We start from the raw sequence: 25,389 nt of genomic DNA on the forward strand, positions 1-25,389 counted from the left end.
GCGCGACAGGGCGTCGCGCCGTGGGTTCAGAGCCGGTTAACGTGTGCCGTATACAACGATGGTTTTACCATGTGCAGAGATCAGGTTCTGATCTTCAAGCATTTTCAGAATACGGCCTACGGTTTCACGGGAGCAGCCGACAATCTGGCCGATCTCCTGACGGGTGATTTTAATTTGCATGCCGTCCGGGTGCGTCATGGCATCTGGCTGTTTGGCCAGATTCAGTAACGTTTGGGCAATGCGTCCGGTGACATCCAGGAAAGCTAAATTACCCACTTTCTCTGACGTAACCTGCAGTCGACTCGCCATCTGTGCAGAGAGACGCATCAGAATGTCAGGATTCACCTGAATCAGCTGACGGAATTTTTTGTAAGAGATTTCAGCCACTTCACAGGCTGTTTTCGCACGTACCCATGCACTGCGTTCCTGACCTTCTTCAAAGAGGCCCAGTTCGCCGATGAAGTCGCCCTGGTTGAGGTAAGAGAGGATCATCTCTTTGCCTTCTTCATCCTTGATTAACACCGCTACAGAACCTTTAACGATGTAATAGAGGGTTTCCGCCTTTTCACCCTGATGTATCAGCGTGCTTTTGGATGGATATTTGTGAATATGGCAATGTGACAGGAACCATTCGAGTGTAGGGTCTGTTTGCGGTTTGCCGAGAACCATTCGCTGTTATCCTCTGTTGTAATCGAGCCTAAATATACCCTCTATTCTGCGGGAGACAGGGGCATTGCCGCTGATCTGCCGTACGAAATAATTAAGGGTATCAGGGTATGAATCCCTGCCAGGCGTTGAAATATTCAAGCGTTCCCATAGGAAAATATACGGGCCTCTGTTAGGAGCATGGCTCGTGCTGTCGTCCCGTTTTACCGTGCATTGTCTTGCCAGTAAAATATTGCAGCTTTGTTTGTAGCACAGCTTTACAAGGCTGTCTTCTGTTGTCTCGCTTCAGCATAGTTGGAAAAAGGCAGCGTTGCCGTTTTTATTGGCACAGCGTACTCTGCGGTAACTGAATGAAATCGAGGATTTTGTTATGCAAGCACGTGTTAAATGGGTTGAAGGTCTGACATTTTTGGGAGAATCCTCATCGGGCCACCAGGTGCTGATGGACGGAAACTCCGGGGACAAAGCGCCCAGCCCGATGGAGATGGTGCTGATGGCCGCCGGAGGCTGTAGCGCTATTGATGTGGTTTCTATTCTACAAAAAGGCCGTCACGATGTGGCTGACTGCGAAGTGAAGCTTACCTCAGAACGTCGCGAAGAAGCCCCGCGCATCTTCACCCATATCAACCTGCATTTTATCGTCAGCGGCAAAGCGCTGGGGGATAAAGCGGTATCACGCGCCGTCGACCTGTCCGCAGAGAAATACTGTTCAGTGGCCATTATGCTGGGGCAGGGCGTCAAAATGAGCCACAGCTATGAGGTTATCGACCTCGCCTGACCCCGGTTTTCTGATAACAACGCGATGGAGCAGGTGGCCACCATCGCGTCATGTTCTTCACCTCCTCCTTCCCGACAGCGGCACATGATGCTCACCCCCTCCCCACACGCATTTCACGCCACAGACTGACGGGGCAACCGCAGTATATTACCCGGCGCAGTAGACGAAGGCCTGCAGACTCAGGCTGGTCGTTATTCCGTTAAAACCCAATCAAGGAGTGATGATGAATACCAAGACGCTAATTCAGGATGTCTCCGCCAACGTGCTGCAATGGCGGCGTCACATTCATGCCCATCCGGAGCTCTCTTTTCATGAACAGGGTACGGCTGATTATGTTGCCGCTGAACTGGAAAAGTTTGGTCCTCTGACGATCAGTCGACCCACCCCTAACAGCGTGCTGGCTGAGCTTTCAGGTTCCCACCGGGGTGACTGCATTGCCCTGCGGGCGGATATGGATGCTCTGCCCATTGAAGAGCTGAACCAGGAGCCATTTACCTCGCGTCATCGCGGTGTGATGCACGCCTGCGGGCATGATGCGCATACGGCGATGCTGATGGGGGCCGCCTGGGTGCTGTGCCAGCAGCAGGCGCAGATCGCCGGTACGGTACGATTTATTTTTCAGCATGCGGAAGAGGTGCCACCGGGGGGGGCCAGTGAGCTGGTGAAGCTTGGCGTGCTGGAGGGGGTGTCACAGATCTATGGTTTACACGTGTTTCCCACCCTGCCGACGGGGACGGTTGCGGTGAAAGAGGGCGTCTTCAGCGCCGCCTGTGATAATTTTGACCTGGTGTTACAGGGGAAGGGGGCGCATGCGGCGATGCCGCAGCAGAGTACGGACCCGCTGGTGCTGGGAGCGAGCGTGGTTGAGGCGTTACAGCACATCGTGTCACGCCGGCTGGATGCGAACGACGGTGCGGTACTGACAGTGGCCAGCTTCCAGTCGGGGGACAGCTACAACGTCATTCCTGACCAGGCCCACCTGCGCGGGACGTTGCGCACGCTCAGCTCCGATAACCGCAGCACGATCCCCCGCATGATGTCACAGCTGCTTGACGGGATGACGCAGGCCGTGGGGGCCAGCTACGTGCTTAAATGGACGCCGGGTTATACCACTGGCGTGAATCATCCGGATGCCTGCCGCGTGGCAAGAGAGACGGTTGTTGCCACCCGGGGAGAGAAGGCTCTGCAGATCCTGTCTACCCCGATGTTTGGCTGCGAGGACTTCTCCGCCTATCAACAGGTCGTACCGGGCTGCTTCCTGTGGGTCGGTTCGGGTGATCAGGAGAAAGGCACCTGCTGGGGATTACATAACCCCCATTTCCGCCTTGATGAAGAGGTATTGGGCATCGGCGTCAGCCTGCACGTCGGCTTAATCCATCGTCTGCTGATGACAGAATAACGTCCTCCCTGCGGGGTCAGCCGATCTTTTTGCCTTCGATAAGGTTTTTGACCAGCGGCCCCATAATCAGCTCCATGGCCAGCCCCATTTTACCGCCCGGCACCACCAGGGTTTTAATGTGGGAGATGAACGCCCCCTGTATCATTGACAGTAGATAGGGGAAGTCGATGTCCTCCAACCCCTGGAAGTGGATCACGACAAAGCTTTCGTCCAGCGACGGAATGCCTCGTGCCGCAAACGGGTTTGAGGTATCGACCGTCGGCACGCGCTGAAAGTTGATGTGGGTGCGTGAGAACTGCGGAGTAATAAAATTGATGTAGTCCTCCATGGAACGCACCACCGAGTCCATCACCGCCTCACGGGAATGACCCCGCTCACCGGTATCCCTGACCAGCTTCTGAATCCACTCCAGATTAACGATAGGTACGACGCCAACCAGCAGGTCGACTTTCTCGGCGACGTTATGCTGTGGCGTCATCACGCCGCCGTGCAGCCCTTCATAAAAAAGAACGTCGGTAGGCTCCGGAAGGGGCTGCCAGGGGGTAAACGTACCCGGTACCTGGTTCCACGGCACAGCTTCATCATAGGTGTGCAGGTATTTGCGTGACTGCCCTTTTCCACTGCGGCCATATTCGCTGAAGGTCTCTTCCAGCAGGCCAAAGTCATTGGCTTCCGGGCCAAAATAACTGATGTGTTTTCCCATATCGCGCGCCTTACGGATGGCCATATCCATCTCAGGGCGGGTGAAACGGTGAAAACTGTCCCCTTCGACCTCGGCGGCACGCAGATTAAGCTGCTGAAAAATCTTTCTGAAGGCCAGGCTGGTGGTAGTGGTTCCCGCCCCGCTGGAGCCGGTGACGGCGATAACCGGATGTTTGGCTGACATGACGTACAACTCCCTTCGATAGGTCGGACGGACAGATCATTGTTAACATGTTTCGCCCGCTAAAGTCATCTCTGCTCGTCGCGAAACTGGCCGCGCGGCATGATGTTGACGGATTCATGCAGCTCAGACCACACCAGCACTACGTCGCCGCTGTTCAGCTGACGACGGACATCCTCCACTTTCTGTTGTAGCGAACGTTCCTGTTCACCATAGTCAGTGCCCTCACGCAGCACAAAAGATTCAATGAGGTTATCAAGCGTTTCGGTATCCAGTTCTTTCCAGGGAATAATCATCAGTTGTCCAGCCAGGGGGTAAGCCATTGCGGAATACGCTGTTCCAGCCACATCTGTGGCTGACGCAGCGTACCGCCTACAAAACCCACGTGCCCGCCGTACTGCGTGAGCTGATATTCAATGCAGGAGGGCAGCAGAGTGGTATCGGGGATCACGTCCGGGGTCATAAACGGATCATCTTTAGCATGGATCACCAGCAACGGTTTGCGTACGCCGGGCAGCAGTGGCATCGCACTGCAACGACGGTAGTAGTCAGTGGCATCCACAAAGCCGTGTGCGCGGGCGGTGATCGCATCATCAAAATCACGGAGCAGGCGCAGCGCTTTAAGCTGTGCCAGATCGACAGGGAGGGTACCAGGCCAGGCAATGAGTTTGCGCGCGGCATTCTGCTTCAGCAGGCCCAGCAGGTAACGCTGATAAATGCGCGAAAAGCCCTGCTCCAGGCGTTGACTACAGGGTTCCAGCATCAGCGGGGCGGAAACCACCACACCCGCGTCCAGCAGGCATGCCTCGCCCTGCTTACCCATCAGGCAGGCGAGCATATTGCCGCCCAGTGAAATGCCGACCGCTGCCGTCGGGACGGTGCCCCATTCGTCCCTCAGCCACTGCAGGAAGTAGCTGGCATCCTCCGTTTCACCGGAGTGGTAAATGCGGTTCAGCCGGTTAGGCACGCCGCTGCAGCCACGAAAATGCATTACAACGCCCAGCCAGCCACGCGCTTTCCATGCCTGTAGCAACCCATGGGCATACGGGCTGTGAAAACTCCCTTCCAGGCCATGGAACAGCACCACGCGCGGTTTATCGCGGGCACCTGCCGGGTCTTCGCTCCACGCCAGATCAACGAAGTCGCTGTCGGGCAGAGTCAGGCGCTGCCAGTGCGGACGTAGCGTAATACGGCGGCGTACCAGACGCGGCAGAAGGGTTTGCAGATGCGGATTGCTGCCCCCGGCGAGCGGACGAAAAATGTCATGGTTCAGGTGATTAAAATTCATGTGCTCAGAGCTTGTAGGATCCATGGCTCACTGTTAGCTTCGTCGGGTTGTTTATTTTTCAGGGGGCGAGGAGCACCCGTTCTATGGAACTGAGTCTGTTTTTGTCTATGTTAGGTTTTCTCTGGGTCGCTGCCATCACGCCAGGCCCTAATAATATGTTACTCACCGCCTCCGGTGCTAATTTTGGTTTTCTGCGCTCTCTGATGTTGCTGATTGGCATTATGATCGGCATGCAGGTGATGTTGCTGATGGTGGCCTTTGGCGTGGGCGGCTTAATCCTGCTTTACCCGTCTCTTCACCTGTTCCTGAAAATTGCCGGCAGTGCTTATCTGCTGTGGCTGGCATGGAAGATTGGCAGCGCCGAGTATGAAAAACTGGAAACCAGCAGTGCGCCTGCCGCGCCAATGCCGTTCTGGCAGGGGGGACTGCTGCAGCTGATCAACCCGAAAGCCTGGCTGATGGCGCTCGGCGCGGTGGCCAGCTTCAGTCTGGCGGGCGAAGCGTATCAGGCTTCTGTGATCGCCATCAGTTTCGGTATGGCGCTGGTCAACCTGGTGTCCGGGCTGATCTGGTTAGGTTTCGGCACGCTGATTGGCCGTATCCTGCGCAGCCGGCGTGCCTGGACCCTTTTTAACGTGTTTATGGGGCTGCTGACGGCGGCGTGCGTGCTGCTGATCTGGCACTGACCCTGGGATATTCCCACACATTTTTTATCGCTAAACCGCCGGCGGCAGGTCTGAGGCCAGTCTGAGCACGCCGGACCGACAAAAGACCTCTCCCTGCTGGACTCATACCCGCTAACATCGCGCCCGCTGTGAATAAACCCACTTTTCAGCTAACCAATCCACAATTCTTTCTAAGCAATTTTTGATATAAAAAATAATTTTTAATTACTTTATTACAATGCTCGCGCCCGGTTACAAAGGAGGTGTTCACCCATAATAATTATCTCTGGAGCAGGCTATGGCGGGTAGATTCACACTTTCAATTCTGGCAGCGGCATTGTCACTGGCAGCACTCAACGTTCAGGCGGTAGAGGTGACCGTCGCTTATCAGACCTCAGCCGAGCCAGCGAAAGTGGCCCAGGCCGACGAGACCTTTGCCAAAGCGAGCGGGGCGAAAGTGGACTGGCGTAAATTTGACAGCGGTTCCAGCGTCATTCGGGCACTGGCGTCGGGTGATGTGCAGATCGGCAACATCGGTTCCAGTCCGCTGGCCGTTGCCGCCAGTCAGCAGCTGCCGATCGAAGTATTTCTGCTGGCTTCTCAGCTTGGTAACTCCGAAGCACTGGTGGTGAAAAAAGAGATTAAAGACCCGAAGGATCTGATCGGGAAGCGTATCGCTGTGCCGTTTATTTCCACCACCCATTACAGCCTGCTGGCATCACTGAAACACTGGGGTATCAAGCCCGGTCAGGTGCAGATTATTAATCTGCAGCCCCCGGCGATTCTGGCCGCCTGGCAACGCGGGGATATTGATGGTGCCTACGTCTGGGCCCCGGCGGTTAATCAACTGGAGAAAGACGGTAAGGTACTGACGGATTCTGCTCAGGTGGCAAAGTGGGGCTCGCCAACGCTGGATGTCTGGGTGGTACGGAAAGACTTTGCCCGGCAGCATCCGGAAGTGGTAACCGCCTTTGCCCGCAGCGCGCTGGAGGCACAGAAAGCCTATCTTGATAACCCGCAGCAGTGGCTGAAACAGGAAGATAACCTCAGCAAGCTGTCGCGCTTCAGCGGGGTACCGGTTGCCGATGTGCCGGGACTGGTGGAAGGCAATACCTATCTGTCGGCAAAACAGCAGGTCGCCCAGCTTAACGGCCCGGTTAATAAGGCGATTGTGGATACGGCGCAATTCCTGAAAGAGCAGGGCAAAGTGCCGTCGGTTGCGACGGACTACAGCAGCTACGTGACCGACCGTTTTGTCAAATCGCTCGCTCAATAACCGGAGTCGCCATCATGCTGTCAGTCTCTCATCTTCGCGCCAGCTATGCAGGACAGCCGGCCTTACAGGATATCAACCTGTCGATCGGCAACGGAGAGCTGGTGGTGGTTCTGGGGCCGTCAGGCTGTGGCAAGACGACGCTGCTGAACCTGATTGCCGGGTTTATTGCGGCGGATAGCGGCAGCATCACGCTGGACGGGCAGCCGGTAACCGGGCCGGGAGCTGACCGCGGCGTGGTATTTCAGCATGAAGGGCTACTGCCGTGGCGCAATGTACTGGATAACGTGGCCTTTGGACTGCAGCTGGCGGGGATCGAAAAAGATGCCCGCCGCAGGGTGGCCGGGCAGATGCTGAAAAAAGTCGGGCTGGAGGGCGCGGAGAAGCGTTATATCTGGCAGCTGTCCGGCGGGATGCGCCAGCGGGTAGGGATTGCCCGTGCGCTGGCCGCCGATCCACGTCTGCTGCTGCTGGACGAGCCTTTTGGTGCGCTTGATGCGTTCACCCGGGAGCAGATGCAGGAGCTGCTGCTGACCTTATGGCGGGACAGCGGCAAGCAGATCCTGTTGATTACCCACGATATCGAAGAGGCGGTCTTTCTCGCCAGCGAGCTGATCCTGCTGTCGCCGGGGCCGGGGCGCATTGTGGAACGGCTGTCACTCGACTTTGGCCGCCGTTACGCAGAGGGCGAAGCCTGTCGGGCCATCAAGTCCGATCCAGCTTTTATTGAGCGCCGTGAATACGTGCTGGGTCGTGTCTTTCAGCAGCGCGAGGTATTTGCATGAGCTCACTGATTAGTGAAAAAAGCCCGGTCCGCCGCCCGCGGTTGCGCTGGCCGCTGTCACGCGCGCTGACGCTCAGCGTTGCCACACTGCTGGTACTGCTGACGATATGGTGGGCTGTGACCGCTTTACACCTGATTGCGCCGCTGTTTCTGCCGCCGCCGCAGCAGGTTTTACACCAGTTGCTGACCATCGCCAGCCCGGCCGGCTTTATGGATGCCACGCTGTGGCAGCATCTGGGTGCCAGCCTGACACGCATTGTCATTGCGCTGCTGGCCGCCACGCTGGTTGGCGTGCCGGTTGGGATCCTGATGGGGCTGAATGAGACGATCCGCGGGATACTTGACCCGCTGATTGAGCTGTACCGCCCGGTGCCGCCTCTGGCCTATCTGCCGCTGATGGTGATCTGGTTTGGCATTGGCGAAACCTCGAAAATTTTACTGATCTACCTGGCGATCTTCGCGCCGATAGCGATGTCGGCCCTGGCCGGTGTGAAAAGCGCGCAGCAGGTGCGCCTGCGTGCGGCGCGTTCGCTGGGGGCCAGCCGCTGGCAGGTGCTGTGGCATGTGGTGCTACCTGGTGCTTTGCCGGAGATCCTGACCGGTATCCGCATTGGCCTGGGCGTCGGCTGGTCGACGCTGGTGGCCGCTGAACTGATCGCCGCCACCCGGGGGCTGGGCTTTATGGTGCAGTCCGCCGGGGAGTTTCTGGCGACCGACGTGGTGCTGGCCGGGATTGCGGTGATTGCCCTGATCGCCTTTGCGCTGGAGCTGGGGCTCCGCGCCCTGCAGCGCCGTCTGACCCCCTGGCATGGAGTACAACAATGAACGAACGTATTAATATTCAGGCGCTTGGCCCCGCGATCGGTGCGCTTGTCAGTGACATTGACCTGAGCCGCCCGCTGAGTGATGCTCAGTTTGAGCAGCTGTATCACGCCCTGATCCGTCATCAGGTCCTGTTTTTGCGCAACCAGCCTCTGACCCCGCTGCAGCACCGTCAGCTGGCGGCCCGCTTTGGTGACCTGCATATTCATCCGGTTTATCCTCATGCGCCGGACGTGGAAGAGATCATCGTGCTGGATACGCACGACGATAATCCGCCTGATAACGATAACTGGCATACTGACGTCACGTTTATTGAAACCCCACCCGCCGGGGCGATCCTCACGGCACAGCGGCTGCCGGAAACCGGCGGTGATACGCTGTGGGCCAGTGGGGTTGCGGCTTTTCAGGCGTTATCTGAGCCGCTACAAGTGCTGCTTGGTGGTTTACAGGCGGAGCATGATTTTCGTAAAGCGTTCCAGGAATATAAATATCGCCACAGTGAGGAGGAGCATCAGCGCTGGCTGCAGGCGGTCGCGAAGCATCCACCGGTATTGCATCCGGTGATCCGCACCCACCCTGTTAGCGGTAAGAAGGCGCTGTTCGTGAACGAAGGCTTTACTACGCGTATTGTCGGGCTGAAAGAGAAGGAGAGTGAGGCGCTGCTGAACTTCCTGTTCGCGCACATCACCAAACCGGATTTCCAGGTGCGCTGGCGCTGGCAGGTGGGTGATGTGGCCATCTGGGATAACCGCGTGACTCAGCATTATGCCAACGCGGATTACCTTCCTGCCAGGCGGATTATGCACCGCGCCACGATTCTCGGAGATAAACCCTTTTAAACTCTCTGTGGCAGAGCCCTGCCGACCTGTCTGGCGCCGGTAGGGTCATTTTACCGAGCGCTGCTTAGTGGTCGCTCATCAGGTTGCGCGAGAAATGATGAATATTGACGCCGGGTTTCATGCGGTAAAGTTTAGCCTTACGCGCGCCGGTCGCTACGCTCTCCCCGGTTTCTTCAAACATCTCTGATGCTTCAAAGCGGCGTATCAGGCTTTTACGCTGAACCGGGCGGTCAAGGATTGTCTCCGTCACCTCCTGCAGTTGCGTCAGGGTAAATGCGGCGGGCAGGCAGTATACCGGCAGCAGGGAGTAGAGCGTTTTCTGCCGCAGCCGTTTCAGCGCTTCGGCAATGATCTGCTGGTGGTCAAAAGCAATATCACTGCGCGACGCCAGTCCGGCCAGCGGCTGCCACTGCACGTCGCTGACGTCATCACTTTCCGCCTGACAGTCCTCGGCGGCGATCAGCGCATACCATGCGGTGGTCAGACTCCAGCCGCGCGGGTCGCGTTCAGGCCCGGAGAACGTCGCCAGCTGTTCAAGCCACGGCGGATTGACGGTGGTTTTCTCACGCAGCTTACGCAGCGCGGTTGCCCGCGTGGAATCATCTTTCTGCATATCAATAAATCCCCCCGGAAGCCCCCACCAGCCGCGCTGCGGGTGATTAGCGCGCTGTACCAGCAGCACGCACAGCTGCTCCTGCCATAACGTAAATAGCACGCTGTCGACGGTGACAATCGGGGAGGGATAGCGTGAGGCGTCGTAGTGCGCCAGATACTCGTGTTCTGATGACATGGCATTACCTGCAGGAAGTGTCGCTCGGACACAATAGCAGCCCTGGCGGGGTGATTCAATGAAACAGCGGTGAATGATAAATTAATGTTACAATAAATCAACGCGTTATTAACTTTGTTCGCGGCAACGTCAATTTTCGCTTGTTAATTATTGTCTCTTGGACAATTATATAAGTGTCCTTGTGACATTAATCGGGTAAAAAGGGGTCGGTGATGATGAAACTGCAATTAACGCTTGATGGCCAGGATGTATCTCTGGAAAGCGGACGTTTTCCTGATGGTGCGGTCTGGGGGCGGGTTTCTGCCCCGCTGGATCCCCGGGCTGAAATCCTGACGCTGCGCGCCAGCGCCATGCAGACGCTGGACGATTTAATGCTGGTGGCGCAGGTGCTGGATGCGGTACGTCAGCGCTGCCTGCTGCGTCAGACCACGCTGGAGCTACCGTGGCTGCCGTATGCCCGTCAGGATCGTACGATGCGTGACGGGGACAGCTTTGCCCTCAAGGTCTTTGCCGGTTTCCTTAATCAGCTGCGCTTTGACCAGGTGGTGGTGCTGGATCCCCACAGCGATGTGGCCGCCGGGGTGGTTGACCGCCTGATCGCCATTCCCCAGCATCGTTGCCTGGTCCACAGCCGCAGCCTGCGGTCGGCCCTGGAACAGGGCATGATGCTGATTGCCCCGGACGCCGGAGCGCTGAAAAAAATCCATTCTCTGGCACAGCAGGTCAGTGCCGAAGAGTACGGTATTCTCGGTAAGCATCGTGATATTGCCAGCGGCGCACTGAGCGGTTTTGAACTGCTGAAAGGCGACGTGACAGGCCGGGATGTTCTGATTGCTGACGACCTGTGTGATGCCGGTGGGACTTTTATCGGGTCGGCGACGGTGTTACGGGCGGCCGGTGCGCGATCGGTTAGCCTGTACGTCACGCACGGGCTGTTCAGCAAAGGTGTCGACCACCTGCTGAGTCAGGGTATTGACCGCATCTGGACCACCACCTCGCTGGCTGAAGCCAGTCAGGCTTCGGAGCGTGTTGAGCTGATTGATATTGAAACCATTTACCGCAGTGAAGGAGCAACACATGCAAATTAATCCGATTATGGCTATCGACGGTTACAAAACCTCGCACCGTGAGCAGTATCCTCAGGGGACGAGCCGGGTGTATTCCAACTTCACGCCGCGTGGGAATCGCTATTTCCAGTCGCCGCTGGCGGATGATTCGCTGGTGTTCTTCGGTCTGCAGGGCTTTTTACAGTGGTTTATGGTCGACCTGTTTAATGACAAATTCTTCGCCCAGCCGGAAGAGCAGGTGGTGGGCGAGTATCAGCAACTGATGGACAGTTACCTGGGTAAAGATAGCGTCAGCGTTGAGCATATCCGCGCCCTGCACCGTCTTGGTTATCTGCCGCTGGCAATCAAGAGTCTGGATGAAGGCAGTAAGGTGCCGATGAAGATCCCGGTGCTGACCATCACCAATACCGTGGATGAGTTCTTCTGGCTGGTCAATTATCTGGAGAGCGTGATGTCGGCGGAGCTGTGGAAGTCATCCACCAATGCCACCGTGGCACACCACTATCGTCAGATCTGTCAGCGGTGGGCAGACCGTACCTGTGACGATACGTCACACATTGATTTTCAGTGTCATGACTTCTCGTTCCGGGGCATGTCCGGGCTGCACGATGCCGCACAGTCTGGTGTTGGCCACCTGCTGAGTTTTACCGGCACTGACAGCCTGCCGTCGATCCTCTACGCACAGCAGTACTACACGCCTGCGGCAGGGACATTTATCGCCGGGAGTATTCCCGCTACCGAACACAGTGTGATGTGTATGGGGGAAGAACAGGGTGAAATTGCCACCTTCCGTCGCCTGCTGACGGAGCTGTATCCGGCTGGTTTTGTCTCGGTAGTGTCGGATACCTGGGACTACTGGAAGGTGCTGACGGAGTACAGCCGTGAGCTGAAGCCGGAAATCATGGCGCGTGAGGGCCGCCTGGTCTTTCGGCCGGACAGCGGGGATCCGGTCGCCATTCTCTGCGGCAGCGGCGATGATGCGGATCGCGATCCGTCACGCAGTGCTGAACAGAAAGGCTCGGTAGAGGTGCTGTGGGAGATTTTTGGCGGTACGATCAATGCCAAAGGTTACAAAGTGCTGGATCCGCACGTCGGCCTGATCTACGGCGACTCGATTACCCTGGAACGCGCCGATCAGATCCTCAGCCGTCTGGAGGCAAAAGGTTTTGCCAGCAGTAATGTGGTATTCGGCGTAGGGTCTTACACCTACCAGTACAATACCCGTGATACTTTCGGCTTCGCGATGAAAGCGACCTACGGCGAAGTGAACGGGGTGGGTCGTGAGATTTTCAAACAGCCTAAAACCGACAACGGCATGAAAAACTCAGCGCGGGGCCTGCTGCGGGTGGAGAAAAATGATGAGGGGAAATATTGTCTGCGGGACAGTCAGAGCTGGCAGCAGGAGCAGGGCGGAGAGCTGAAAATCCGCTTCCTGGATGGCAAACTGCACAATGTTGAGGACCTGACCGCACTGCGCCAGCGGCTGGCGGCGGAGTAACCTTGAGGGCGCGGTACGCCGCGCCCGGATTAATGAGTCAGGCATTCATGATCGATTCTAACGCTTCCTGGGCTTCCAGCCATTCCATTTCGCACGCTTCCAGCGCTGATTTCGCCGTTGCCTGCTGTTGCAGCGCGGCGGTCAGATCGGCTTTACGGCTCTGCTCGTAAATCGCGCTGTCAGACAGCTGATTTTCTGCATCAGCCAGTTGGGCATTATGCTTTTCCATCTGCTTTTCCAGTTTCTCAATCTGCTTACGCAGTGGCTGAGTCTGGGTACGCAATTCGGCATCGCGGCGCTTCTGATCTTTACGCGCCTGCGCGCTGTTGGCGCTGTCGGCCTTCGGGGCGGCATCGGCACTGGCCTGTCGTTGCTGGTCACTCAGCCACTGCTGATAATCTTCCAGGTCCCCTTCAAAGGCTTCCACTTTGCCATCGTGCACCAGATACAGGTCATCGGTGGTCGAGCGCAGCAGGTGGCGGTCATGCGAGACGACAACCAGCGCACCTTCGAAATCAATCAGCGCTTCGGTCAGAGCCTGGCGCATATCGAGATCAAGGTGGTTTGTCGGTTCATCCAGCAGCAGCAGATTCGGGCGCTGCCAGACAACCAGAGCCAGGACCAGGCGTGCTTTTTCGCCGCCGGAGAAACGGCGTGTCTCTTCGCTGACCTTATCACCCTGGAAACCAAAGCCGCCGAGGTAGTCACGCAGCTGCTGTTCCAGCACCTTCGGGGCCAGACGCACCAGATGCTGGAGGGGGGACTCATCGGCGCGCAGAAACTCCAGCTGGTGCTGGGCGAAGTAGCCAAGCTTAATACCCTTCGCCAGGCCGATATCGCCCTGCAGCGGTGCCAGTTCGCCCGCCAGCAGCTTGATCAGGGTCGATTTACCCGCCCCGTTACGCCCCAGCAGGCCAATGCGCGATCCGGGAACCAGGTTCAGTTTAATGGAGTTGAGGATCTTTCTGTCACCGTAGCCCGCGCTGACTTTCTCCATTTTCAGCAGCGGATTAGGCAGACTTTCCGGCTCGCGGAAGCTGAAGGTAAACGGGTTGTCGACGTGGGCCGGTGCAATAAGCTCCATGCGCTCCAGCGTTTTAATGCGGCTCTGTGCCTGCTTCGCTTTACTGGCTTTCGCCTTAAAGCGGTCAATAAAACTTTGCAGGTGCGCCACTTTCTGCTGCTGATGTTCGAACATCGACTGCTGTTGAGAAAGGCGGGTGGCGCGCTGGATCTCGAAGGAGCTGTAGTTACCGGTATATTCAAAGATCGACTGCTGTTCAATATGCAGGATTTTATCAACGACCGGATCAAGGAAGTCACGGTCGTGTGAGATCAGGACCAGCGTGCCGCTGTAGCTTTTCAGCCAACGTTCCAGCCAGATCACCGCATCGAGATCGAGGTGGTTAGTGGGTTCATCCAGCAGCAGCAGGTCAGAACGGCAGATCAGCGCCTGCGCAAGGTTAAGACGCATACGCCAGCCGCCAGAAAAATCACTCACCGGGCGCTGCAGCTGGTCCTGGGTGAAACCGAGACCGTCAAGCAGGCTGGCCGCGCGAGACTGAATGGTCCAGGCCTGAACCGCATCCAGCTTGCCGTGCAGTGTGGCGATAGCGTGGCCATCGTTAATCTCGTTGGCCTGCGCTAATTCAGACTCCAGCTGACGAAATTCACGGTCACCGTCGATAACATACTCAATGGCGGGAATGTCCAGCGCCGGCGTTTCCTGATTCACCCAAGCGAGTGACCAGGTACCCGGATAGCTGAAGCTGCCTGCATCGGCGCTTATCTCGTTTTTCAGCAGGGCCAGCAGCGTGGATTTGCCGCAGCCGTTTTTGCCCACCAGGCCCACTTTCTGACCGGGGTTGATCGTGGCTGTTGCGTTGTCCAGCAGTACGCGGACACCGCGACGAATTTGTAACGAGGAGAATACAATCATAAGCGCCGTAAGTTCAGAGTATGTTAAATTACACCATCATAATCAGTTTTCGGAATCACAGAGTTCCGTTGCGTCGAGCATGGTAGCGGAAATCTCCCGCCATGACGACGATTTGGAGGGGAATGATGTCGCAGCCGCCTAAAGTCCTGCTGTTGTATGCCCATCCGGAGTCTCAGGATTCGATTGCTAATCGCGTTTTGTTACAGCCGGCGCATCATCTGGAGCATGTAACGGTTCACGATCTGTACGCACACTATCCTGACTTTTTTATTGATGTTCACCGTGAACAGCAGCTACTGCGTGAACATGACGTCATTGTTTTCCAACATCCTCTTTACACTTACAGCTGTCCTGCGCTGCTGAAAGAGTGGCTGGACCGCGTGTTGTCGCGGGGTTTTGCCAGCGGTCCCGGCGGTAATATGCTGGAAGGAAAATACTGGCGCAGCGTGATCACTACCGGTGAACCCGAAGCGGCCTACCATCAGGAAGGGCTGAACCGTTATCCGATGTCGGACATTATGCGTCCGTTCGAACTGACGGCACAGATGTGCAATATGCACTGGATGACGCCAATGGTGATTTACTGGGCACGTCGTCAGTCGGCTGACGTGATGAAAAATTATGCCCGCGCCTATGGTGACTGGCTGGCAACCCCGTTGCCGCATGGAGGAGTGTAGATGGAAGGTCAAAGCCTCCTGACCGCAGGGGTGGTGTATTTGTTTGCGGCGGTGATCGCCGTGCCGATTGCAGCGCGTCTGGGTATCGGCGCGGTATTAGGCTATTTACTGGCCGGGATTGCTATCGGCCCCTGGGGGCTCGGGTTTATCAGCGACGTTGATGAAATCCTGCACTTCTCGGAGCTGGGCGTGGTGTTCCTGATGTTTATCATCGGGCTGGAGCTGAAACCCTCCAAACTGTGGGAACTGAGACGGTCTATATTTGGCGTGGGTGCAGCCCAGGTGATCCTCAGTGCGCTGGTGCTGGGAGGATTATTATGGCTGACCGATTTCTCCTGGCAGGCAGCAATCGTCGGTGGCATCGGTCTGGCGATGTCATCAACCGCGATGGCCTTGCAGCTCATGCGCGACAAAGCAATGAACCGCAATGAGTCCGGGCAACTTGGCTTCTCCGTGCTGCTGTTCCAGGATTTAGCGGTTATTCCTGCGCTGGCGCTGGTGCCGTTGCTTGCCGGCGGTGATAGCGGACATACCGACTGGATGAAAGTCGGTATGAAGGTGCTGGCCTTTGGCGGCATGCTGGTCGGGGGGCGTTATCTGCTGCGGCCAATCTTCCGCTTTATCGCCGCCTCCGGCGTCCGTGAAGTCTTCACTGCGGCCGCTCTGTTGCTGGTGCTGGGGTCTGCCCTGTTTATGGATGCACTGGGGCTGTCGATGGCGCTCGGTACCTTTATTGCCGGTATCCTGCTGGCCGAAAGTGAATATCGCCACGAGCTGGAAATCGCTATCGATCCGTTTAAAGGACTGCTGCTGGGCCTGTTCTTTATTTCGGTGGGGATGGCGTTAAACCTTGGCGTGCTCTATACCCATATCATTGAAATCCTCATCGGTGTTATCACACTGGTGGCAGTGAAAACCGGCGTGCTTTATCTGCTGTCGCGCATTTATGGCCTGCGCAGTTCTGAACGATTGCAGTTTGCCGGGGTGCTCAGTCAGGGGGGGGAGTTTGCGTTCGTCCTGTTCTCGGCGGCGGCCTCCGCGAAACTGTTCAGTGGCGATCAGATGCCCCTGCTGCTGGTGACGGTGACGTTGTCGATGATGACCACGCCGCTGCTGATGCAGGGCGTGGATAAGATCCTCGCACGGCGCTTCAATGAGGTGGATGACAGCCAGGAAAAACCGTTTGTTGAAGATGATAAGCCGCAGGTCATTGTCGTTGGGTTTGGCCGCTTCGGACAGGTTGTTGCCCGCCTGCTGATGGCTAATGAAAAACGTATTACGGTCCTCGAACGCGACATCAGTGCGGTCAGCCTGATGCGAAAATATGGTTACAAAGTGTATTACGGTGATGCGACTGAACTGGAGCTTCTGCGTGCCGCAGGGGCAGAAACGGCACAGTCGATCGTGATAACCTGTAACGGCCCGGAAGATGCGATGGAGATTGTTCATCTCTGTCAGCAGCACTTCCCGCATCTGCAAATCCTGGCCCGCGCCCGTGGCCGCGTTGAGGCACACGAACTGCTGCAGGCGGGAGTCTCACAGTTTTCTCGTGAAACCTTTAGCAGTGCGCTGGAGCTGGGCCGAAAGACGCTGATGACGCTGGGCATGCACCCGCATCAGGCGTTTCGCGCACAGCAACACTTCCGTCGCCTGGATATGCGCATGCTGCGTGAGCTGATGCCGAATCATACCGACAGTCAGCAGATCTCAAGGGTGAAAGAAGCCCGACGCGAACTGGAGGATATCTTCCAGGCCGAAATGCAGCATGAGAAGCGGCAGTTTGACGGCTGGGATGAGGCCGATTGATGACATCAGTCGGCCCGCAGGGAGCGGTGCTTGTCTGGCTGCACCCTGCGGCACAACGGGCTGACCGTAACTAAAGGTCATCCCCTACAGATTTATGGGTGATTAATATGCGTAAACGTTTTATCGCTGGTGCAACCTGTCCGAAGTGTCAGGCAAAAGATACACTCGCTTTGTGGCGGGAAAATAATATCGATGTGGTGGAGTGCGTTAAGTGCGGCCATCAGATGCGCGAAGCCGACAAGCAGGCGCGTGAGCAGGTGCGAACCCATGAGCAGGTGATTGGGATATTTCACCCTGAGTAACGCCGGAGGTACAGCTTTTTTTCAGTTGTTCCTTACAGCCGCGTTGAAATTCGATACAATCGTCGCCACTTAGAGCACCAGGCTGCAAATAACAGTCAATGAATCAGGGCTCAAGCTCTCAACGGTTAGGAGTAATCATGAAAGTAGCAAAAGACCTCGTGGTCAGCCTGGCATACCAGGTACGTACAGAAGACGGTGTGTTGGTTGATGAGTCTCCGGTGAGTGCACCGCTGGACTACCTGCACGGTCATGGTTCCCTGATCTCCGGGCTGGAAAAAGCGTTGGAAGATCATGTGGTAGGCGATAAGTTTGATGTGAACATCGCGTCAAACGATGCGTATGGTGCCTACGACGATAATCTGGTACAGCGCGTACCAAAAGACGTATTTATGGGCGTTGACGAACTGCAGGTAGGCATGCGCTTCCTGGCAGAAACCGACCAGGGCCCGGTACCGGTGGAAATCACCGAAGTGGAAGATGAGCACGTTGTGGTTGACGGTAACCATATGCTGGCGGGTCAGAACCTGAGCTTTAACGTCGAAGTGATCGCAATCCGCGAAGCAACGGAAGAAGAGCTGGCTCACGGTCACGTTCACGGTGCTGATGGTCATCACCATGACCACGACCACGACCATGACCACGGTCAGGGTGGTTGCGGGACGGGCGGCTGTGGCTGTAGCCACTAATATCCTCTCGTCTTTCGCGCATTAGCAGCGTTGGCTTCACTTCCGAATGCCAGTGACATAGTTATCTGTGCTGTCGGGAATTCACAAGGTTTACCGGCCTGCTACAACGCAAAATACTGTGCAATATCAGTAATAAAGGCCACCTAAGGGTGGCCTTTTTGCTTTCTTGCGTTCGATAGACAAATGAACGAGCGTGGGGATGCAGGGCGCAAGGCAGCGGGAAAGCACAGCATACATCGACAGGTGAGTATTCACGCGGACGGGGCAACGCAGCAGCTCTCTGCAGCCATTCTGATAAGACTATTAATAATGGGGGGGAGGCGTCTCTTCGGACTGGTCCGCCAGCATGGAGGGTGCGGCCTCTCTCAGCTTATCGGTGAGCAGTCGCATCTGATCGCGCAGGCGTGCCATTTCCAGCTCATGCTGAACTACCGTCATGTTGAGCTCTTCAAGGGTATGTTCCTGAAACGCCAGTTTGCTTTCCATCATCTCCAGCCGTTGTTCCAGCGCGGACTGTTGCATTTTGTTTCCTCTTGTTACTACCGGCCCTTCATCAGGGCTCGTGAATTTTCTGATTCTAACGGTAAAATGCAGGCAGAAGTAAGCGTTATGGCGTAAATTGGCCGCCAGAGGTTGAAAAGGCGCAGGGATGCCACCACACCTGTGTTGAAACTTTCGGATAATCACGCGGTCGGAAGTTAACTTCGCGTTTTTACGGCGTGACTGTTTTGTCATCGCGCCACCAGGTATATTACAGGCCGCAGGTCTGCAACGATTTCCGAGGTGAGATGCTTCGGTTTTGGAGAGATGGATGAAATCATTGTTTAAAGTTACATTGCTAGCAACCACGATGGCTGTTGCACTGAATGCTCCTCTGGTAATGGCTGCTGATGCTGTTCCGGTTAAGCCAACTGCACAGCAGCAGGCCCCGAAAAATGCCGCATTCAAAAATGACGACCAGCAGTCGGCATATGCGCTGGGCGCCTCTTTAGGTCGCTACATGGAAAACTCCCTGAAGGAGCAGGAAAAACTGGGCATCGCACTGGATAAAGACCAGCTTATCGCTGGTGTTCAGGATGCGTTTGCCGGTAAGAGCAAACTCTCCGATCAGGAAATTGAACAAACCCTGCAATCCTTCGAAGGTCGTGTGAAGGGTGCAGCCCAGGCGAAGATGGAAAAAGACGCGAAAGAGAACACCGCAAAAGGTGAAGCTTTTGCGACGAAGTTCGCTAAAGAAAAAGGCGTGAAGAAAACAGAATCTGGTCTGCTGTATCAGGTAGAGAAAGAAGGTACCGGTGAGACACCTAAAGACAGCGATACCGTCGTAGTGAACTACAAAGGTACGCTGATTGATGGTACAGAGTTTGACAACTCTTACACGCGTGGTGAGCCCCTGTCGTTCCGTCTGGATGGTGTTATCCCGGGCTGGACTGAAGGTCTGAAGCACGTGAAGAAAGGCGGCAAGATCAAGCTGGTGATCCCACCGAACCTGGCTTACGGCAAAAATGGCGTTCCGGGTATCCCGGCTAACTCCACCCTGGTCTTTGATGTTGAGCTGCTCGATATCAAACCAGCGGCGAAAGCGGATAACAACGCAGAGCAGGCCGCCCCGGCCGCTGGCGACGCAAAAGCCAAAAAATAAGATGATGAACGCCACCTCCGGGTGGCGTTTTTTTTTGCCTTACCCCGCTGTTTTCACACCTTTTTTGCGCCATGTTGTATTTAACGACAAAGGGCGGTACACGCCTTTCCCATATTTGCTAGACTACCCCGCGCGCATTTAATAAGAATGAGTCTGCCCTGGCGCCGTGTGACAGGCTCTTGTCAAAGGGTGGTGTCGTTGATGTCTAATTCACTTTTCTCCGGTGAGGTTGCGGATTCGGAGCTGCTGGAGCAGCACCCCTTTACGCCCGGTGATTTCGAAATTCTAAAATCCTATGAAGCCGTGGTTGACGGGCTTGCCATGCTGATCGGTTCGCACTGCGAGATCGTCCTGCACTCGCTTGAAGACCTGAAGTGCTCGGCGGTACGTATTGCCAACGGGGAACATACCGGTCGTAAAATCGGTTCGCCGATTACTGACCTCGCCCTGCGTATGTTGCATGACATGAGGGGGGCAGACAGTAATGTATCCAAAGCCTACTTTACCCGAGCCAAAAGCGGCGTACTGATGAAGTCCGTTACGATCGCTATCCGCAATCGAGACCAGCGGGTGATCGGACTGCTGTGCATTAATATGAATCTCGACGTGCCGTTCTCGCAGATAATGGCGACGTTTATGCCGCCTGAAACGCAGGAAGTGGCCTCCTCGGTCAACTTCGCCTCATCCGTCGAAGATCTGGTTATGCAGACGCTGGAGTTCACTATCGAAGAGGTCAGTGCCGATCGTAATGTGTCCAACAATGCCAAGAATCGCCAGATTGTTCTCAACATGTATGAGAAGGGCATTTTTGATATTAAAGATGCGATTAATCAGGTCGCCGACCGCCTCAATATCTCTAAGCACACCGTGTATCTCTATATCCGGCAGTTTAAAAACGGCGATTTCCACGGGCAGGAAAAGTAATGCGTTTTTGTCTGATGGTGACCGGGCCGGCCTATGGTACACAGCAGGCCAGTAGCGCCTGGCTGTTTGCCAATGCCGTACTGGAAGAGGGACATACGCTGGACAGTATCTTCTTCTACCGGGAGGGTGTGCTCAATGCCAGCCTGTTAAACGCACCAGCCAGCGATGAGTTCGACCTGACGCGCGGCTGGCAGCAGCTACATGAACAGCAAGGTGTTCAGTTGAATATCTGCGTGGCGGCCGCGCTGCGTCGGGGAATTACCGACTGTCAGGAAGCCACTCAGCTTGGCCTGCCTGTTGCTAACCTGGCGGAGGGATTCCAACTATCAGGCCTGGGCTCGCTGGCAGAAGCTGCACTGACCTGCGATCGTCTGGTGCAGTTCTGATGGCCCGTATAGCGTTTGTTTTCACCCAGGCTCCGCATGGCTCTTCCAGTGGTCGTGAAGGGCTGGATGCCGTTCTGGCCACATCAGCACTGAGCGATGAGATTGCGCTGTTCTTTATCAGCGATGGGGTACTGCAACTGACCGCAGGGCAGCAGCCGCAGCAGATCCTGGCGCGAAACTACATCGCTACCTTTGGTGTGCTGCCGCTGTATGATGTTGAGCACTGCTATGTGTGTGCGGCAGCCCTGGCAGAAAGAGGAATAGCAGCAGATGCTGCCCGGGTACTGGCGACAGAGATGCTGGCACCGGATGCCCTGCGCGCCAGGCTAAACGATTACGATCGTATCATTACCTTCTGAGGTTGCCATGCTACATACTCTGATGACCTCACCCTTCCGTACGGATCTATCTGCCCTGCTACGTCTGCTAGCGGAGGGCGATGCGGTGCTGCTGCTACAGGACGGGGTGATTGCTGCCCTGGACGGGAGTCCGGCACTTGAAGCGCTGCTAAATGCCCCCATCTCAGTGTACGTGCTACGGGAAGATCTTGATGCGCGCGGGCTGGCTGCTCAAATTTCATCCAAAGTGACCGTAGTAGGCTATACTGGTTTCGTTAAGCTGGCGGTCAGTCATCCACAACAAATGACTTGGTAAGTACGGTAATCCTGGTTATTTCTTGACTCTTTTCTAGCCGAGCCCTAAAATTCTGCGGCCTCGTGATTCCGCGAGGCGATTTATTACGTGTTTACGAAGCAAAAGCTAAATCCCAGGAGCTATTTAATGGCAACAGTTAATCAGCTGGTTCGCAAACCACGCGTACGCAAAGTTGCAAAGAGCAACGTGCCTGCGCTGGAAGCCTGCCCGCAGAAACGTGGTGTATGTACTCGTGTATACACTACTACCCCTAAAAAACCGAACTCCGCACTGCGTAAAGTATGTCGTGTTCGTTTGACCAACGGTTTTGAAGTTACCTCCTACATCGGCGGTGAAGGTCATAACCTGCAGGAACACTCCGTGATCCTGATCCGTGGCGGTCGTGTAAAAGACTTGCCAGGTGTGCGTTACCACACCGTTCGTGGCGCGCTGGACTGCTCAGGTGTTAAAGACCGTAAGCAGGCTCGCTCCAAGTACGGCGTGAAGAAGCCAAAGGCTTAATGGTTCTCCGTTAAGTAAGGCCAAACGTTTTATCTTAAATGTCATAATAAACTCGTAGAGTTTTGGACAATCCTGAATTAACAACGGAGTATTTCCATGCCACGTCGTCGCGTCATTGGTCAGCGTAAAATCCTGCCAGATCCTAAGTTCGGATCAGAATTGCTGGCCAAATTTGTCAATATCCTGATGGTAGATGGTAAAAAATCTACTGCTGAAACTATCGTTTATAACGCGCTGGAGACCCTGGCTCAGCGTTCTGGTAAAAACGAGCTGGAAGCATTCGAAGTAGCCCTGGACAACGTCCGCCCAACCGTGGAAGTTAAATCCCGTCGCGTTGGTGGTTCTACTTATCAGGTACCAGTTGAAGTCCGTCCGGTTCGTCGTAATGCTCTGGCAATGCGTTGGATCGTAGAAGCTGCTCGTAAACGCGGTGATAAATCTATGGCTCTGCGCCTGGCGAACGAACTTTCTGATGCTGCAGAAAACAAAGGCACTGCAGTGAAGAAACGTGAAGACGTTCACCGTATGGCCGAAGCCAACAAGGCGTTCGCTCACTACCGCTGGTAACAGCTCTGTAGTTGTTATAAACCCAGCGGGCGTCCCAGTGACTCACCTGCTGGGCTTTTTTAACTTAGAACGTCTAAGAATCAGAGGAATCAAATGGCTCGTAAAACACCCATTGAGCGCTACCGTAACATTGGTATCAGCGCACACATCGACGCCGGTAAGACGACCACTACCGAACGTGTTCTGTTCTACACCGGTGTAAACCACAAAATCGGTGAAGTACATGACGGCGCGGCTACCATGGACTGGATGGAGCAGGAACAGGAACGTGGTATTACCATCACTTCCGCTGCGACCACCTGTTTCTGGTCTGGTATGGCTAAGCAGTTCGAGCCACACCACGTAAACATCATCGACACCCCGGGACACGTTGACTTCACTATCGAAGTTGAGCGTTCTATGCGTGTGCTTGATGGCGCAGTAATGGTTTACTGTGCGGTTGGTGGCGTTCAGCCACAGTCTGAGACCGTATGGCGCCAGGCTAACAAATATAAAGTTCCACGCATCGCGTTCGTTAACAAAATGGACCGCATGGGTGCTAACTTCCTGAAAGTCGTAGAGCAGATGAAAGCGCGACTGGGTGCAAACCCGGTGCCATTGCAGCTGGCTATTGGCGCAGAAGAGAAATTCACCGGTGTTGTTGACCTGGTGAAAATGAAAGCGATCAACTGGAACGATGCCGATCAGGGCGTTACCTTCGTATACGAAGATATTCCAGCTGATATGCAGGAACAGGCTGAAGAATGGCGTGCGAAGCTGGTTGAAGCCGCAGCTGAAGGTTCTGATGAGCTGATGGAGAAATTCTTCGGCGGTGAAGAGCTGACTGAAGAAGAGATTAAAGAATCTCTGCGTAAGCGCGTTCTGAACAACGATATCATCCTGGTCACCTGTGGTTCTGCCTTTAAGAACAAAGGTGTTCAGGCGATGCTGGATGCGGTTGTTGAATACCTGCCAGCACCGACTGACGTTACCGCGATCAACGGTATGCTGGATGATGGCAAAGATACTCCGGCTGTTCGTCACTCAGACGACAACGAGCCATTTGCTGCTCTGGCGTTCAAAATCGCTACCGACCCATTCGTGGGTAACCTGACCTTCTTCCGCGTGTACTCTGGCGTGGTGAACTCAGGCGATACCGTGTTTAACCCGGTTAAATCTGCGCGTGAGCGTCTGGGCCGTATCGTACAGATGCACGCCAACAAGCGTGAAGAGATCAAAGAAGTTCGTGCAGGCGACATCGCTGCAGCTATCGGTCTGAAAGACGTGACCACTGGTGACACCCTGTGTGACCCGGACAACGTTATCATTCTGGAGCGCATGGAGTTCCCAGAGCCGGTCATCTCGATCGCTGTTGAACCAAAAACCAAAGCTGACCAGGAAAAAATGGGTCTGGCTCTGGGTCGTCTGGCGAAAGAAGACCCATCATTCCGCGTATGGACTGATGAAGAAACTAACCAGACCATCATCGCCGGTATGGGTGAGCTGCACCTGGACATCATCGTTGACCGCATGAAGCGTGAATTCAACGTTGAAGCCAACGTCGGTAAACCTCAGGTTGCTTACCGTGAAGCGATTCGCGCGAAAGTTACCGATATCGAAGGTAAACACGCCAAGCAGTCTGGTGGTCGTGGTCAGTACGGTCATGTTGTTATCGACATGTACCCACTGGAGCCGGGCGTTAACCCTAAAGGTTATGAGTTCGTCAACGACATCAAAGGCGGCGTGATTCCTGGTGAATACATCCCTGCAGTTGATAAAGGTATCCAGGAGCAGCTGAAGTCAGGCCCGCTGGCTGGTTATCCGGTAGTTGACCTGGGTGTTCGTCTGCACTTCGGTTCTTACCATGACGTTGACTCCTCAGAGTTGGCGTTTAAACTGGCTGCTTCTATTGCGTTCAAAGACGGCTTTAAGAAAGCAACACCAGTTCTGCTTGAGCCGATCATGAAGGTTGAAGTAGAGACTCCGGAAGAGAACACCGGTGACGTTATCGGTGACCTTAGCCGTCGTCGTGGTATGCTCAAAGGACAGGAATCTAACGCTACTGGCGTTCAGATTCACGCTGAAGTTCCGCTGTCTGAAATGTTCGGATACGCGACTCAGTTGCGTTCTCTGACTAAAGGCCGTGCTTCATACTCCATGGAGTTCCTGAAGTATGATGATGCGCCGAACAACGTCGCTCAGGCCGTAATTGAAGCTCGTAGCAAATAAGCTACAGTTTAAATATTGATCATATGCTCTCACCAAAGGGTGAGAGCATTAAAGTAAGGAATATTGTCGTGGCTAAAGAGAAATTTGAACGTTCCAAACCGCACGTCAACGTAGGTACTATCGGCCACGTTGACCACGGTAAAACTACCCTGACTGCAGCTATCACCACCGTTCTGGCTAAAACCTACGGCGGTTCTGCTCGTGCATTCGACCAGATCGATAACGCACCAGAAGAAAAAGCACGTGGTATCACCATCAACACGTCTCACGTTGAATACGACACCCCAACTCGCCACTACGCGCACGTTGACTGCCCAGGCCACGCCGACTATGTGAAAAACATGA

The 25,389-nt window shown here is 55.2% G+C and carries 29 protein-coding genes; 22 read left to right on the forward strand and 7 right to left on the reverse strand.

Annotated features, from left to right (window positions below; genetic code table 11):
- Nucleotides 1-36: 36 nt before the first annotated feature.
- Entirely contained in the window at nt 37-669 is a 633-nt protein-coding gene (gene crp, locus IFU29_RS14790; RefSeq protein ID WP_004090925.1) for a cAMP-activated global transcriptional regulator CRP, read from the reverse strand.
- 367 nt (nt 670-1,036) lie between these two features.
- Between crp and IFU29_RS14795 the strand changes: the two genes are divergently transcribed.
- Together IFU29_RS14795 and IFU29_RS14800 are read left to right on the forward strand one after the other, a co-directional pair.
- A complete protein-coding gene (locus IFU29_RS14795; protein ID WP_191934592.1) occupies nt 1,037-1,444 on the forward strand; it encodes an OsmC family protein in 408 nt (135 codons plus the stop codon).
- Nucleotides 1,445-1,664: 220 nt separating this feature from the next.
- The gene (locus IFU29_RS14800) at nt 1,665-2,843 is read left to right on the forward strand and encodes an amidohydrolase (protein ID WP_191934593.1); all 1,179 of its coding nucleotides are present in this window, start codon (nt 1,665-1,667) and stop codon (nt 2,841-2,843) included.
- Between the two features lie 16 nt (nt 2,844-2,859).
- Here the strand turns inward: IFU29_RS14800 and IFU29_RS14805 are convergent, their stop codons facing one another.
- The 3 genes from IFU29_RS14805 to IFU29_RS14815 form a co-directional block, all read right to left on the reverse strand.
- A complete protein-coding gene (locus IFU29_RS14805) occupies nt 2,860-3,729 on the reverse strand; it encodes a phosphoribulokinase (protein WP_191934594.1) in 870 nt (289 codons plus the stop codon).
- A 65-nt stretch (nt 3,730-3,794) separates the two neighbouring features.
- Nucleotides 3,795-4,022: a YheU family protein gene (locus IFU29_RS14810; protein ID WP_191934595.1), complete on the reverse strand. Its 228-nt coding sequence runs from the start codon at nt 4,020-4,022 to the stop codon at nt 3,795-3,797.
- Entirely contained in the window at nt 4,022-5,038 is a 1,017-nt protein-coding gene (locus IFU29_RS14815; protein ID WP_191934596.1) for a hydrolase, read from the reverse strand. Before IFU29_RS14815 ends, IFU29_RS14810 begins: the two co-directional genes overlap by 1 nt.
- 59 nt (nt 5,039-5,097) lie before the next feature.
- Here IFU29_RS14815 and IFU29_RS14820 point away from each other — a divergent pair, with 59 nt between their 5' ends.
- The 5 genes from IFU29_RS14820 to tauD all read left to right on the forward strand — a co-directional run bounded on the left by IFU29_RS14820 (nt 5,098) and on the right by tauD (nt 9,397).
- Nucleotides 5,098-5,700, forward strand: a complete 603-nt coding sequence (locus tag IFU29_RS14820; protein ID WP_191934597.1) for a LysE family translocator — start codon at nt 5,098-5,100, stop codon at nt 5,698-5,700.
- Nucleotides 5,701-5,977: 277 nt separating this feature from the next.
- Nucleotides 5,978-6,955 (forward strand): taurine ABC transporter substrate-binding protein, encoded by a 978-nt coding sequence (tauA, locus tag IFU29_RS14825; protein ID WP_191934598.1) that lies wholly within the window; start codon nt 5,978-5,980, stop codon nt 6,953-6,955.
- Between the two features lie 14 nt (nt 6,956-6,969).
- Nucleotides 6,970-7,737, forward strand: a complete 768-nt coding sequence (gene tauB / locus IFU29_RS14830; protein ID WP_191934599.1) for a taurine ABC transporter ATP-binding subunit — start codon at nt 6,970-6,972, stop codon at nt 7,735-7,737.
- The gene (tauC, locus tag IFU29_RS14835) at nt 7,734-8,561 is read left to right on the forward strand and encodes a taurine ABC transporter permease TauC (protein ID WP_191934600.1); all 828 of its coding nucleotides are present in this window, start codon (nt 7,734-7,736) and stop codon (nt 8,559-8,561) included. The genes tauB and tauC overlap by 4 nt, the downstream gene beginning before the upstream one ends.
- The gene (tauD, locus tag IFU29_RS14840; RefSeq protein ID WP_191934601.1) at nt 8,558-9,397 is read left to right on the forward strand and encodes a taurine dioxygenase; all 840 of its coding nucleotides are present in this window, start codon (nt 8,558-8,560) and stop codon (nt 9,395-9,397) included. Before tauC ends, tauD begins: the two co-directional genes overlap by 4 nt.
- Nucleotides 9,398-9,461: 64 nt before the next feature.
- Here the strand turns inward: tauD and IFU29_RS14845 are convergent, their stop codons facing one another.
- Nucleotides 9,462-10,187, reverse strand: coding sequence for an NUDIX hydrolase (locus IFU29_RS14845; RefSeq protein WP_191934602.1), 726 nt, complete (start codon nt 10,185-10,187; stop codon nt 9,462-9,464).
- A 212-nt stretch (nt 10,188-10,399) separates the two neighbouring features.
- Here IFU29_RS14845 and prs point away from each other — a divergent pair, with 212 nt between their 5' ends.
- Together prs and IFU29_RS14855 are read left to right on the forward strand one after the other, a co-directional pair.
- Complete coding sequence (gene prs, locus IFU29_RS14850) at nt 10,400-11,275, forward strand: ribose-phosphate diphosphokinase (protein WP_191934603.1); 876 nt, start codon at nt 10,400-10,402, stop codon at nt 11,273-11,275.
- Nucleotides 11,265-12,752 carry a nicotinate phosphoribosyltransferase gene (locus tag IFU29_RS14855; RefSeq protein ID WP_191934604.1) on the forward strand — a complete coding sequence of 496 codons (1,488 nt, stop codon included), beginning with the start codon at nt 11,265-11,267 and terminating at the stop codon, nt 12,750-12,752. Before prs ends, IFU29_RS14855 begins: the two co-directional genes overlap by 11 nt.
- Before the next feature lie 37 nt (nt 12,753-12,789).
- Here IFU29_RS14855 and IFU29_RS14860 read toward each other — a convergent pair whose 3' ends face one another.
- Nucleotides 12,790-14,691 (reverse strand): ABC transporter ATP-binding protein, encoded by a 1,902-nt coding sequence (locus tag IFU29_RS14860; protein ID WP_191934605.1) that lies wholly within the window; start codon nt 14,689-14,691, stop codon nt 12,790-12,792.
- 125 nt (nt 14,692-14,816) lie between these two features.
- Between IFU29_RS14860 and kefG the strand changes: the two genes are divergently transcribed.
- From kefG to slyD, 4 genes are all read left to right on the forward strand, one after another.
- Nucleotides 14,817-15,368 (forward strand): glutathione-regulated potassium-efflux system ancillary protein KefG, encoded by a 552-nt coding sequence (gene kefG, locus IFU29_RS14865; protein ID WP_191934625.1) that lies wholly within the window; start codon nt 14,817-14,819, stop codon nt 15,366-15,368.
- A complete protein-coding gene (kefB, locus tag IFU29_RS14870; RefSeq protein ID WP_191934606.1) occupies nt 15,369-17,174 on the forward strand; it encodes a glutathione-regulated potassium-efflux system protein KefB in 1,806 nt (601 codons plus the stop codon).
- Between the two features lie 101 nt (nt 17,175-17,275).
- Nucleotides 17,276-17,476, forward strand: coding sequence for a YheV family putative zinc ribbon protein (locus IFU29_RS14875; RefSeq protein WP_162901020.1), 201 nt, complete (start codon nt 17,276-17,278; stop codon nt 17,474-17,476).
- 137 nt (nt 17,477-17,613) lie between these two features.
- A complete protein-coding gene (gene slyD, locus IFU29_RS14880; RefSeq protein ID WP_062747547.1) occupies nt 17,614-18,162 on the forward strand; it encodes a peptidylprolyl isomerase in 549 nt (182 codons plus the stop codon).
- A gap of 303 nt (nt 18,163-18,465) precedes the next feature.
- Here the strand turns inward: slyD and IFU29_RS14885 are convergent, their stop codons facing one another.
- Entirely contained in the window at nt 18,466-18,684 is a 219-nt protein-coding gene (locus IFU29_RS14885; RefSeq protein ID WP_191934607.1) for a SlyX family protein, read from the reverse strand.
- 289 nt (nt 18,685-18,973) lie between these two features.
- Here IFU29_RS14885 and fkpA point away from each other — a divergent pair, with 289 nt between their 5' ends.
- From fkpA to IFU29_RS14930, 9 genes are all read left to right on the forward strand, one after another.
- Nucleotides 18,974-19,804, forward strand: coding sequence for an FKBP-type peptidyl-prolyl cis-trans isomerase (fkpA, locus tag IFU29_RS14890; protein WP_191934608.1), 831 nt, complete (start codon nt 18,974-18,976; stop codon nt 19,802-19,804).
- 201 nt (nt 19,805-20,005) lie between these two features.
- Nucleotides 20,006-20,728 carry a helix-turn-helix transcriptional regulator gene (locus IFU29_RS14895; RefSeq protein WP_191934609.1) on the forward strand — a complete coding sequence of 241 codons (723 nt, stop codon included), beginning with the start codon at nt 20,006-20,008 and terminating at the stop codon, nt 20,726-20,728.
- On the forward strand, nt 20,728-21,114 hold the full coding sequence (gene tusD / locus IFU29_RS14900) for a sulfurtransferase complex subunit TusD (protein WP_191934610.1): 387 nt from the start codon (nt 20,728-20,730) through the stop codon (nt 21,112-21,114). The genes IFU29_RS14895 and tusD overlap by 1 nt, the downstream gene beginning before the upstream one ends.
- On the forward strand, nt 21,114-21,473 hold the full coding sequence (tusC, locus tag IFU29_RS14905; RefSeq protein WP_191934611.1) for a sulfurtransferase complex subunit TusC: 360 nt from the start codon (nt 21,114-21,116) through the stop codon (nt 21,471-21,473). Before tusD ends, tusC begins: the two co-directional genes overlap by 1 nt.
- 7 nt (nt 21,474-21,480) lie before the next feature.
- The gene (tusB, locus tag IFU29_RS14910) at nt 21,481-21,768 is read left to right on the forward strand and encodes a sulfurtransferase complex subunit TusB (RefSeq protein ID WP_191934612.1); all 288 of its coding nucleotides are present in this window, start codon (nt 21,481-21,483) and stop codon (nt 21,766-21,768) included.
- A gap of 126 nt (nt 21,769-21,894) precedes the next feature.
- Nucleotides 21,895-22,269 carry a 30S ribosomal protein S12 gene (gene rpsL, locus IFU29_RS14915; RefSeq protein WP_003852912.1) on the forward strand — a complete coding sequence of 125 codons (375 nt, stop codon included), beginning with the start codon at nt 21,895-21,897 and terminating at the stop codon, nt 22,267-22,269.
- A 96-nt stretch (nt 22,270-22,365) separates the two neighbouring features.
- A complete protein-coding gene (rpsG, locus tag IFU29_RS14920; RefSeq protein ID WP_004160604.1) occupies nt 22,366-22,836 on the forward strand; it encodes a 30S ribosomal protein S7 in 471 nt (156 codons plus the stop codon).
- Between the two features lie 93 nt (nt 22,837-22,929).
- The gene (gene fusA, locus IFU29_RS14925; RefSeq protein WP_062747531.1) at nt 22,930-25,044 is read left to right on the forward strand and encodes an elongation factor G; all 2,115 of its coding nucleotides are present in this window, start codon (nt 22,930-22,932) and stop codon (nt 25,042-25,044) included.
- Between the two features lie 68 nt (nt 25,045-25,112).
- The coding region (locus tag IFU29_RS14930) for a GTP-binding protein (RefSeq protein WP_342214478.1) at nt 25,113-25,389 on the forward strand (277 nt) is incomplete at its 3' end.

Source organism: Erwinia persicina, assembly GCF_014838825.1.
Classification (GTDB): Bacteria; Pseudomonadota; Gammaproteobacteria; order Enterobacterales; family Enterobacteriaceae; genus Erwinia; species Erwinia persicina_A.

What these genes read in the sequence shown, in the direction of transcription:
- fkpA (WP_191934608.1), top strand. Translation starts at nt 18,974, where the DNA reads ATGAAATCATTGTTTAAAGTTACATTGCTAGCAACCACGATGGCTGTT.
- kefB (WP_191934606.1), top strand. Translation starts at nt 15,369, where the DNA reads ATGGAAGGTCAAAGCCTCCTGACCGCAGGGGTGGTGTATTTGTTTGCG.
- IFU29_RS14820 (WP_191934597.1), top strand. Translation starts at nt 5,098, where the DNA reads ATGGAACTGAGTCTGTTTTTGTCTATGTTAGGTTTTCTCTGGGTCGCT.
- IFU29_RS14800 (WP_191934593.1), top strand. Translation starts at nt 1,665, where the DNA reads ATGATGAATACCAAGACGCTAATTCAGGATGTCTCCGCCAACGTGCTG.
- rpsL (WP_003852912.1), top strand. Translation starts at nt 21,895, where the DNA reads ATGGCAACAGTTAATCAGCTGGTTCGCAAACCACGCGTACGCAAAGTT.
- slyD (WP_062747547.1), top strand. Translation starts at nt 17,614, where the DNA reads ATGAAAGTAGCAAAAGACCTCGTGGTCAGCCTGGCATACCAGGTACGT.
- tusB (WP_191934612.1), top strand. Translation starts at nt 21,481, where the DNA reads ATGCTACATACTCTGATGACCTCACCCTTCCGTACGGATCTATCTGCC.
- IFU29_RS14845 (WP_191934602.1), bottom strand. Translation starts at nt 10,187, where the DNA reads ATGTCATCAGAACACGAGTATCTGGCGCACTACGACGCCTCACGCTAT.
- kefG (WP_191934625.1), top strand. Translation starts at nt 14,817, where the DNA reads ATGTCGCAGCCGCCTAAAGTCCTGCTGTTGTATGCCCATCCGGAGTCT.
- tauA (WP_191934598.1), top strand. Translation starts at nt 5,978, where the DNA reads ATGGCGGGTAGATTCACACTTTCAATTCTGGCAGCGGCATTGTCACTG.
- rpsG (WP_004160604.1), top strand. Translation starts at nt 22,366, where the DNA reads ATGCCACGTCGTCGCGTCATTGGTCAGCGTAAAATCCTGCCAGATCCT.
- IFU29_RS14855 (WP_191934604.1), top strand. Translation starts at nt 11,265, where the DNA reads ATGCAAATTAATCCGATTATGGCTATCGACGGTTACAAAACCTCGCAC.
- IFU29_RS14815 (WP_191934596.1), bottom strand. Translation starts at nt 5,038, where the DNA reads ATGGATCCTACAAGCTCTGAGCACATGAATTTTAATCACCTGAACCAT.
- prs (WP_191934603.1), top strand. Translation starts at nt 10,400, where the DNA reads ATGATGAAACTGCAATTAACGCTTGATGGCCAGGATGTATCTCTGGAA.
- IFU29_RS14885 (WP_191934607.1), bottom strand. Translation starts at nt 18,684, where the DNA reads ATGCAACAGTCCGCGCTGGAACAACGGCTGGAGATGATGGAAAGCAAA.
- IFU29_RS14895 (WP_191934609.1), top strand. Translation starts at nt 20,006, where the DNA reads ATGTCTAATTCACTTTTCTCCGGTGAGGTTGCGGATTCGGAGCTGCTG.
- crp (WP_004090925.1), bottom strand. Translation starts at nt 669, where the DNA reads ATGGTTCTCGGCAAACCGCAAACAGACCCTACACTCGAATGGTTCCTG.
- fusA (WP_062747531.1), top strand. Translation starts at nt 22,930, where the DNA reads ATGGCTCGTAAAACACCCATTGAGCGCTACCGTAACATTGGTATCAGC.
- IFU29_RS14810 (WP_191934595.1), bottom strand. Translation starts at nt 4,022, where the DNA reads ATGATTATTCCCTGGAAAGAACTGGATACCGAAACGCTTGATAACCTC.
- tauB (WP_191934599.1), top strand. Translation starts at nt 6,970, where the DNA reads ATGCTGTCAGTCTCTCATCTTCGCGCCAGCTATGCAGGACAGCCGGCC.
- tusD (WP_191934610.1), top strand. Translation starts at nt 20,728, where the DNA reads ATGCGTTTTTGTCTGATGGTGACCGGGCCGGCCTATGGTACACAGCAG.
- tauD (WP_191934601.1), top strand. Translation starts at nt 8,558, where the DNA reads ATGAACGAACGTATTAATATTCAGGCGCTTGGCCCCGCGATCGGTGCG.
- tauC (WP_191934600.1), top strand. Translation starts at nt 7,734, where the DNA reads ATGAGCTCACTGATTAGTGAAAAAAGCCCGGTCCGCCGCCCGCGGTTG.
- IFU29_RS14805 (WP_191934594.1), bottom strand. Translation starts at nt 3,729, where the DNA reads ATGTCAGCCAAACATCCGGTTATCGCCGTCACCGGCTCCAGCGGGGCG.
- tusC (WP_191934611.1), top strand. Translation starts at nt 21,114, where the DNA reads ATGGCCCGTATAGCGTTTGTTTTCACCCAGGCTCCGCATGGCTCTTCC.
- IFU29_RS14860 (WP_191934605.1), bottom strand. Translation starts at nt 14,691, where the DNA reads ATGATTGTATTCTCCTCGTTACAAATTCGTCGCGGTGTCCGCGTACTG.
- IFU29_RS14795 (WP_191934592.1), top strand. Translation starts at nt 1,037, where the DNA reads ATGCAAGCACGTGTTAAATGGGTTGAAGGTCTGACATTTTTGGGAGAA.